At 41.2% G+C, this 8,383-nt stretch carries 8 protein-coding genes; 3 read left to right on the top strand and 5 right to left on the bottom strand.

The window, feature by feature from the left end:
* The coding region (locus QZ379_RS02620) for a DUF3332 family protein (protein WP_291558029.1) at window positions 1-343 on the top strand (343 nt) is incomplete at its 5' end.
* Window positions 344-425: 82 nt separating this feature from the next.
* On the opposite strand, the gene QZ379_RS02615 is transcribed toward QZ379_RS02620, so the two are convergent.
* Window positions 426-737: a hypothetical protein gene (locus tag QZ379_RS02615; protein ID WP_291558027.1), complete on the bottom strand. Its 312-nt coding sequence runs from the start codon at window positions 735-737 to the stop codon at window positions 426-428.
* 122 nt (window positions 738-859) lie between these two features.
* Window positions 860-3,661 (bottom strand): TonB-dependent receptor, encoded by a 2,802-nt coding sequence (locus QZ379_RS02610; RefSeq protein ID WP_291558024.1) that lies wholly within the window; start codon window positions 3,659-3,661, stop codon window positions 860-862.
* A 187-nt stretch (window positions 3,662-3,848) separates the two neighbouring features.
* Here QZ379_RS02610 and QZ379_RS02605 point away from each other — a divergent pair, with 187 nt between their 5' ends.
* Together QZ379_RS02605 and QZ379_RS02600 are read left to right on the top strand one after the other, a co-directional pair.
* Window positions 3,849-4,895 (top strand): histidine kinase, encoded by a 1,047-nt coding sequence (locus QZ379_RS02605; RefSeq protein ID WP_291558021.1) that lies wholly within the window; start codon window positions 3,849-3,851, stop codon window positions 4,893-4,895.
* 2 nt (window positions 4,896-4,897) lie between these two features.
* Window positions 4,898-5,611, top strand: coding sequence for a LytTR family DNA-binding domain-containing protein (locus QZ379_RS02600; RefSeq protein ID WP_291558018.1), 714 nt, complete (start codon window positions 4,898-4,900; stop codon window positions 5,609-5,611).
* A gap of 2 nt (window positions 5,612-5,613) precedes the next feature.
* On the opposite strand, the gene QZ379_RS02595 is transcribed toward QZ379_RS02600, so the two are convergent.
* The 3 genes from QZ379_RS02595 to QZ379_RS02585 all read right to left on the bottom strand — a co-directional run bounded on the left by QZ379_RS02595 (window position 5,614) and on the right by QZ379_RS02585 (window position 8,378).
* Window positions 5,614-6,300, bottom strand: a complete 687-nt coding sequence (locus QZ379_RS02595; protein ID WP_291558015.1) for a hypothetical protein — start codon at window positions 6,298-6,300, stop codon at window positions 5,614-5,616.
* A 101-nt stretch (window positions 6,301-6,401) separates the two neighbouring features.
* Entirely contained in the window at window positions 6,402-6,986 is a 585-nt protein-coding gene (locus tag QZ379_RS02590; protein ID WP_291558012.1) for a Crp/Fnr family transcriptional regulator, read from the bottom strand.
* Between the two features lie 51 nt (window positions 6,987-7,037).
* Complete coding sequence (locus tag QZ379_RS02585) at window positions 7,038-8,378, bottom strand: MATE family efflux transporter (RefSeq protein WP_291558009.1); 1,341 nt, start codon at window positions 8,376-8,378, stop codon at window positions 7,038-7,040.
* Window positions 8,379-8,383: the final 5 nt, after the last annotated feature.

Genomic DNA, 8,383 nt, shown 5'->3' with positions numbered 1-8,383 from the left:
CGAATTCTGGAGTGGGTCAAATCCATTGGCTGAGGTTGGAACTACCAAAACCGTGAAAGGTGAAAACGGAGAATATCTCGTAAGAACAAACGAAAACGGATACAGCATCACTAAAAAAGGAGAAGATGTTTCTATAGATTTGGTTTACAATCAGGAAAACCGTACATGGAATGCTTCTTGTGATGGTGAATCTTACGAACTTATGACAATGAATGAAGATGGAACTATCACTGTAAGACTTCAGGATGGAAACACTGTAACAGTTCTTCCTGACCAGCAGGGATTGGCATCTGTACGTGCTCTGAGCGGTTCGCAAACATCTTTGTTTACTGCAGCAAGATAATATATATGAATGATATACAAAAAAGTCGGGCGTCATTAATTCTTGATGCCCGGCTTTTTTTGTTGTGTATAAGTAAAGATATTTATCGTTTTTTCTTACTCCTTTCCGATTTCATTTTCTCGAACTTGGCTTTCTGGCCGTCTGTCAGCAAAGAAGAAATTTTGGTATTCAGTTCGTCCATCTTTGCTTTTCTGTCCTCACGTGAAACCTTCTGATTGAAAAATTCTTTATACAGTTCTGTTATCTGCTTTTCCTGCTCATCTGTCAGATCAAGCTTTTTGTCAAGGTTTTCTACCACCTGTTCCGGAGTTCTCTTCTCTCCTCCTTTACGCTGTGCGTCAATTGTCTGAGTACACATTGCTGCCATCAAGGCAAAAAATAAAATCTTTTTCATGTCTGTTGTTCTTTATTTGTTAATAAAAAGTTTGTTCATTAATCACTGTTTAAATACTGTTTAAACACCATTTAAAAGCTTTTTAAAAGGCTTTGCAAGAGCTTTGCAAAACCTTTCTGCAGCTATCTTATTGTATAGACAAAGCTTACCATTGCGTACGGCTTAAGAACATTGCTGTTTATGTAGTCGTAATAGTTGCTTCCGGTGCTGTGGGTGAATGCCCGGTTCTGCTTCAGGATATCAAAAGCCTCAACCTTTATTTCCGCCGCATTGTTCTTCAGGAACTTCTTTCCCAACGATACATTCCAGAGGAAATAATCTTCATTACCTGTATCAAGTCCTGTATAGCCTATATAATTGAATGTGCTGCGCAATGTAAGTCCCCAGAAGAATGTCCATCCCAACTTGGCTGCTGCATTATGAGTAATATAATCTCCTGTTCCGCTTGCTGTATTAAGAGAACTGAATATTTTGTTTATTCCTGCAGAGTAGGAAGCTGTAAAGTCAAGGTTCTGACTTATATTACTTCCTATAATCACTTTCGGTATGATGTTCAGTTCGTTAGTCTTACTTTTCTCTCCGTTGAAAATGGTCGGTACATTTGAGTAGTTTGCCGATACACTGAAATTGATGTTGCTGCGAATCAGGTCGAACGGGAAACCGTATGTAAGCATTGACTGCAGACTGTAGTATCCGTCCATATTGACAGGTTTGGTGAACTGAGAGCCTTTGTTAAGAGTCACATTATCAGATATCTGTATATCCTCTTTTGCTATAAATGTACTGTCAGCCACATAACCCAATTTCGCCGTACCCCCAACCATTGCTATGAATGTCTGTCCCGATTTAGTGGTACGGATATATCGTAAATTTGCTGTATGCGAAATCTGCTGGTCAAGGTCAGGATTACCGGTAGAAAGGAAAAGCGGATTGGAGTTATCAACCACATTCTGAAGTTCCGTAACCGATGGAGAAGACGAGCTGCTTCTGTATCGCAACATGAACGAGTTCGTTCTGTCAAGCGAGTATCTCAAATTGAACGAAGGCAGGAATGAGAAATAGTTGTTGTTCATTCTGTCCGGATTAGGATATACAAGGTCGCCCGACAATTCCGACCATTGTACGTCTGCACCTATCATGGCATTCAGTTTTCCGGCATGATATCTGAGTCCCACATTACCCGCATGAGTGGTATATCCTGTCTGATATACATTTGAAAGATTCTCGTCCAACTGGTCATACAGGTCTGTCACAGACGATTTCATATAGGTTTTTCTGCCTGAATCCGAATCGGAGTATGAGAATTTATACCCTAACTGCAACTGCATATGGTCTGTCAGTTTTTCTGTATAACTGAGGTTAGAACGGAAACTGTACTGTTTGTTCATAGTGTTCTTATACTGGCTGTACTCCTCTGTCTGAGGTGTACCGGACAGCATATTCAATGTATTAAGATAGTCCGTATAAGTACCTCCATCCGTATTGCTCATCTTACCGTTCATCATGAGTGACAGTGTTCTGCCTTCCGTTGGGAATCTGTGACGAAGAATGATGTCCGCCCCAAGATTATATGCATCGGTATTGCTATTGGAGTTGGTATGTGTTTCGGCGTCAGTCTGTCCGCTAATCATATTCTGTCCGTCGAGCAATGATATATTGTCATTGTTCTGAAAGCTCACTGTAGGACGGAACTGAAGCGATGTCCTGTCCGAGATTCTGTAATCAAGTTTCATATTGAAACGGTGATTCCAGTTCTCCATGGTTTTCTCCTGATATTCATCGTACGTCATACCCGGAAGCACAGATTCAAAGTATTCGCGCTCTGTCTGCTGCTGTGTAAGGTTTTCAGACTGGTTGAAGAAATAACTTCCTGTAATATTTACCTTTTCTCCCCATTTGTCTACATAGTTCAGTCCGACACCATTTGTAGAAGTGATACCTCCCATGCTGCCTACCATGAAATCAGAGGTATTACCCCCTCCTCCGGCACCGCCGCGACCACCTCCGCCGCCACCGCCACGTCTTCCACGGCCACCACCTTTAGCAGACGATGACATAACTCCGGCAAGGTCTTCCTGCGAGAAATTCTGCTGATTGACATTGTTCGACATACCCAATACGGAAATCCTTCGGTCGTCATTGAAGAAGTTTATATTACCGTTCACCTTATATCTGTCTTCTGTTCCATATCCGGCAGATACCTCACCGAAAGTTCCCTGACGATATCCTCCTTTTGTTATGATATTGATGGTCTTTACTTCCTCACCATCATCGAAACCGGTAAATTCAGCCTGCTCACTCTTCTTATCGAACACCTCAATACTTGCAATGACACCCGAAGGCAAGTTCTTGATAGCCAGATTTACATCGCCTTCGAAAAACTCCTTACCGTCTACCAATATCTTCTTAACATCTTCACCCTGAGCCTGAATGGTTCCACCTTCTACCACTATACCAGGCATTTTCGACAACAAATCCTCTGCGGAGCTTCCCTGCATGACCTTGAAAGCCTCGGCATTATAGAACAGACTGTCGCCTTTCTGTTCGGCACGAGTGGCACGTCCCTGCACAGATACTTCCCCTAACATCAGAGCGTTTTCATCAAGTTTGAAAGTTAAGATATAGCTGTCTTTCTTATCAGTTATCTTCAATCGTTTTTCATCATCCTTATAACCCACGTATGTCACTCCGATGACATAACTGTCGTAAGAAACAGATTTGAATACGAATTTACCGTCCAAATCTGTTGAGGTATATTTCTTCGCATCCTTATCCGAAGAAGGTGCTATACTTACTGTAGCCGATGGCAACGGTTCACCTGTATTCTTGTCCGTCACGGTTCCGCTCACCGTAACCCTCCCTTGTGCCACCAACATCAGTGGCAACAATAATAAAACAATAAATGTCAAAAGTTTCTGTTTCATATAATGTTAAATTTTTCGTTTCCGAGACAAAGCTACCCAAACTTTTAACACAAAAATCAGCTCCAGACGAATGCAGTGGCGAACGACACACATCAAGTGGCAAACGACAAAAAGCGTATTTTTAACATTTCATTTATTCGCTTTTTCGGCATATTTATTTTACATTTGCATCATAACTCCATACGATATGAACAACAAGTACTTACCTATAGGCATAGACCTATTCTTCTGTATCATTCTGCTGCCTGCCATGATGATGATGCTCCCTGTGGACAAATGGCTGGAAAGCAACTCACTATTCGTCATCACTCTGATAGCATGGCTTTATGCCGTATATTTCTGTATCAAGCAAATCAGCGTTCCTATGGCGCTAAAAGACAGAAAACATCTGCTAATAGCAATAGCTGTTCTATTAGGTACGATATTCATTACATGGCTTATCACACAGTACCAGATGGACTTTCCCTTCAGAGGTCACAAGCCTAAAATGGACAAGTTCATAAGAAAGACCATGAGTCTAAGCAGAATAAAGCAACATCAGCAAGCCACATGGTTCATGTATCTGGTAACAGTATGTTTCAGTATAGCTGTAGGACTCCTTACAGAACTGTACAAGCAGATTATGGCAAGACAAGCCAGTGAGTTCGAGAAGAAGAAAGCCGAACTGGCACTATACAAGGCACAGATAAATCCGCATTTCCTTTTCAACACCCTGAACACCCTATACGGACTGATGATAACCCAAAGCCAAAAGGCAGAAACAGCCTTTATGCAATTCATCGAACTGATAAAATATATGTACACTAAGGCAACACAGGATACTGTAAGCATTGACGAGGAAGCAGAATATATCAGCCAGTACATAGAATTACAAAAGAACCGTATAGACGAAAACCGTACCCATATCTACTATTCATATTCGGCCGACGAATCAGCAAAAGCCTCAAAGATTGCTCCGATGATACTTATAACTTTCATCGAGAATGCACTGAAATACGGTGCATCATCGCATATAGAAAGCGATATCATAATAAGCCTTAAGGTAAATAACGACACACTGACTCTGTTCACAGAAAACCATACAGTTAACCCAAAACCCGAGAACAAGGAACCAGGGATAGGTATATCCAACTGCAAGAAAAGACTTGAGCTCTTATATCCGGGTAAACACAACCTGGAAATAAGTAATACAAACGGTATTTTCACCGTAAATCTTATCTTAAAACTGAAATGACCATGAAGTGTATAGCAATAGATGACGAGCCTGTAGCTTTGAGTATTATAGAACAGTTCTGCAAACGCTGCGGTGAACTTGAAGTTACATCATATACAGATCCTATAACAGGACTGGAAAAAGTAAAGTCCATCAGACCAGATATAGTATTCCTCGATATAGAAATGGGGGGAATAAACGGTATCGACATAGCACGCGAACTTCCGGCAGGTATATATCTTATATTTACCACAGCATACGCCGAATATGCCGTTGACGGATTCGAACTGAATGCCATCGACTACCTTCACAAGCCATTCTCATACTCCCGTTTCGAAAAGGCTATAGAAAGGGTACGCAGGATGAAAAAGCTGGAAAGCCTTTCTGCCGCCCCCGTACTTACAGAAGAGGAAGAGATAACCCTGAAAGTGGAATACAAAAATGTGAAAATAAGAATAGCCTCGATAGAGTATATCGAAGCTATGGACAATTATATCAAGATTTATCTTACAGACGATGACAGACCGGTTCTTTCGCAAACCAGCATGAAATCAATCATGGGAATGCTGCCTAAGGACAGATTCATGCGTGTACATAAGTCGTATATAGTTCCATTGCACAAAGTGGCAAATTATACCCGCCGCCAACTTACACTCTATCACCGTGCAGTGGAAATACCTGTCGGCCGTGTGTATGCCGATGAGTTCATAAACCGTGTGAGCGAAATGAAGGAATGACATCATTTCTTTCGTGCGGCAACAGAAAGTATTACTCCAAGCAGTACTCCCAAAAGTGCAGCAAAAAGTACTCGCATTTCTCCTGGAAGAAGGAAAGTTATTGTATGCGCCGGAAACCAGAACAACGGTATAGTCTTTTTAAAGACAAATCCCCACTGAATCTTCCAGTTAAGATTCTGCATTATTTCTCCCATCTTTATAGGAGTAAACAGTCCCTTCAGTGTTCCTCCGTTATTCATTATATGCGTATCGGTGATTTTATGAAGCGTCATAAAAACAGGCGCGAATATTGAGTTCATAACCACAGAAACAGAAAAGGCCAGCAGAACCTTTTCAAATGTCAACGAGCCAGCCATCACACCTGACGGGTTGTCCATTCCCATATACCCCATAAATGCAGGAACTCCGGTTGAGAAGACAATGAAAGCCATGTTTATTCCCATACCCAATATTCCCCATACGACAGCTCGAGGCAATACTCCGAAGCCCTCAAAATAATAAACTCCTCTACTGATACGAAGCCCCAACAGTTCCCCCATAGTTGCCAATATACCGAACTTCATGAAACTCATCACCATGCCATGTTCTGCATTAAAAGAAAGATACCAATTGTATATGGTATCGGAAATTGTAAAAGGGAGGAACACTGCAATAACAATCAGAATAAAAATAAAGTCTTTTGTTCTCATAATAATATGATTTTAAGTTATTTTGCGACAAATATAGCATAAACCATATAAATCACAAAACAAAAAGCACAATCATATTATCATTTTTCGTTAATCTTCATCTAAAATAATTTTTCTTTAGCCAGTTCTGCCCTTATTCGGCTTAACGACTGTGGAGTGATGAAAAGATATGACGCTATATATTTCAATGGAACATGTTGTAATAATAAAGGATCACGTTTCAGCAAATCAAGATATCTCTCTTTTGCCTGAGAAATAGCTCCAGTGGCTACTATACGTTCCTCCGCTACAAGAAAATCCTGTTCCACTAACTTCCTACCAAGATTAGCACTTTCTATAGAAGAGTTTAGAAACTCTTCCATCTTAGGTTTGTTTATCACATACAGTGTACTGTCCGTCATAGCCTCAATATAGATAGGCGACGGACGACCGACCATATATCCCCAACTGGAGAAAACCGTCTCGCCGGTTATTGCAAACCAGACTGACAGTTCCTCTCCGTCACGTAGTATATACCCACGCCATATCCCTTCTTTAATCAGATAATATGAACTGTTGGTCTCACCCTCACGCACCAGGAAATCACCTTTTCGGACACAAACTTCTTCCATATTATCAACGAGCCTCATACACTCCTTCTCGTCAGCACTGTATCTCTTGCAAAACGCATCAACAAACTGTTTCATGAAATATCAATATTTAGTTAACTGATACAAAAATACACATTACTTTCAAGACTATCTCTTTCTTCTGCAATAAATGGTAATGACAAAAAGGAAAGTAACAAACTCAGCCGCGGGGACAGACAGCCATATTCCCGGAACTCCTAACAATTCAGGCATAATCCAAAAGCACATCAGAATAAGGATATATCCGCGAAGCAATGTCACGGCCATGGCAGGACGGTCACGCTCCACGCTCTGGAAATAACCTATTGAAACCATATTTATCCCGAAAAATATAAACCCGGAAGCAAACAGCGGAAGACCGCTTTCTGCAATATTATATGCAGGATATGCCGGATCTATAAACATAGATACAATCTGCGGCGAGAATACTTCGGTAAGAACAATAACAACCGCACCAAAACCTACAGCAGAGAAGAGAGCCAACCTGAACGCACGGTTAACTCTAGAACTGTTACCCTGACCGAAATTATAACTCAGAATAGGTTGTGCCGACTGCGCTATGGCATTATATACCATAAATATTATCGGAAAGAAATAACATGCAATACTGTATGCCGCCACACCGTCTTCGCCAATGTTATGCATAAACACGTAGTTACCCACAAACATCATCGTAGCAATAGCTCCTTCGCACAGGAATGTAGATGCACCAAGACGACACATATATCCTACATTCCGCACGGTAAGCATCAGACTCTTTCGGCTCAGTTTCACCCTGACCATATGTACCACATGCTTTCTGTCGATAAGATAAACCAGTATCATGGCGGCACCTACTATATATCCAAGACTAGTAGCCAAGGAAGCACCGAACATTCCCCAAGAGAATTCAAAGATAAATACATAGTCGAGTACTATATTGATGACAGCCGGTATGATATTACAAAACATGGCATAATTAGGTGAACCGTCCAAACGTACAAAAAACATTCCGGAACTAAGCAATGCACTGAACACCAGGAACGGAATAAACCAGTTCATATACTCCACAGCCAAAGGCAGAAGCCGTTGCGAACTGCCAAGCAGCAATGCTACTTTTTCCAAATTCAACATTATCAACAGCGCATAAAGTATAAGCAGTAACGATGACACTACAACAGCCTGAGTCACATTTATACGTGCTACTTTTATTTTACCATGTGACAAGTGTATAGACGCCACAACCGAAGCACCGATACCGAACATCAGAGCCACACCGGTATTTATCAAAAACAACGGAGCTGTAATATTCACCGCCGCCAGTGCGTCACTGCCTATACCCTTTCCCACAAAAATTCCGTCGGTTATGATAAATATGGCTGAGAACACCATTCCCATCACCGTAGGTATCAGAAGTTTTACGAACAACTTCGATACGTCCATCTTTCCAAAGTCGATACTATCTTTCATACTGT

The organism is Bacteroides sp., from assembly GCF_019417265.1.
GTDB lineage: Bacteria > Bacteroidota > Bacteroidia > Bacteroidales > Bacteroidaceae > Phocaeicola.
The sequence above is the reverse complement of the archived record's forward strand: the minus strand, read 5'-3'. Positions and strand labels throughout refer to the sequence as shown.

Bases quoted from the DNA above. Each gene is read 5' to 3' on its own strand.
- QZ379_RS02615 (WP_291558027.1), bottom strand. From the start codon at position 737: ATGAAAAAGATTTTATTTTTTGCCTTGATGGCAGCAATGTGTACTCAG.
- QZ379_RS02610 (WP_291558024.1), bottom strand. From the start codon at position 3,661: ATGAAACAGAAACTTTTGACATTTATTGTTTTATTATTGTTGCCACTG.
- QZ379_RS02605 (WP_291558021.1), top strand. From the start codon at position 3,849: ATGAACAACAAGTACTTACCTATAGGCATAGACCTATTCTTCTGTATC.
- QZ379_RS02600 (WP_291558018.1), top strand. From the start codon at position 4,898: ATGAAGTGTATAGCAATAGATGACGAGCCTGTAGCTTTGAGTATTATA.
- QZ379_RS02595 (WP_291558015.1), bottom strand. From the start codon at position 6,300: ATGAGAACAAAAGACTTTATTTTTATTCTGATTGTTATTGCAGTGTTC.
- QZ379_RS02590 (WP_291558012.1), bottom strand. From the start codon at position 6,986: ATGAAACAGTTTGTTGATGCGTTTTGCAAGAGATACAGTGCTGACGAG.
- QZ379_RS02585 (WP_291558009.1), bottom strand. From the start codon at position 8,378: ATGAAAGATAGTATCGACTTTGGAAAGATGGACGTATCGAAGTTGTTC.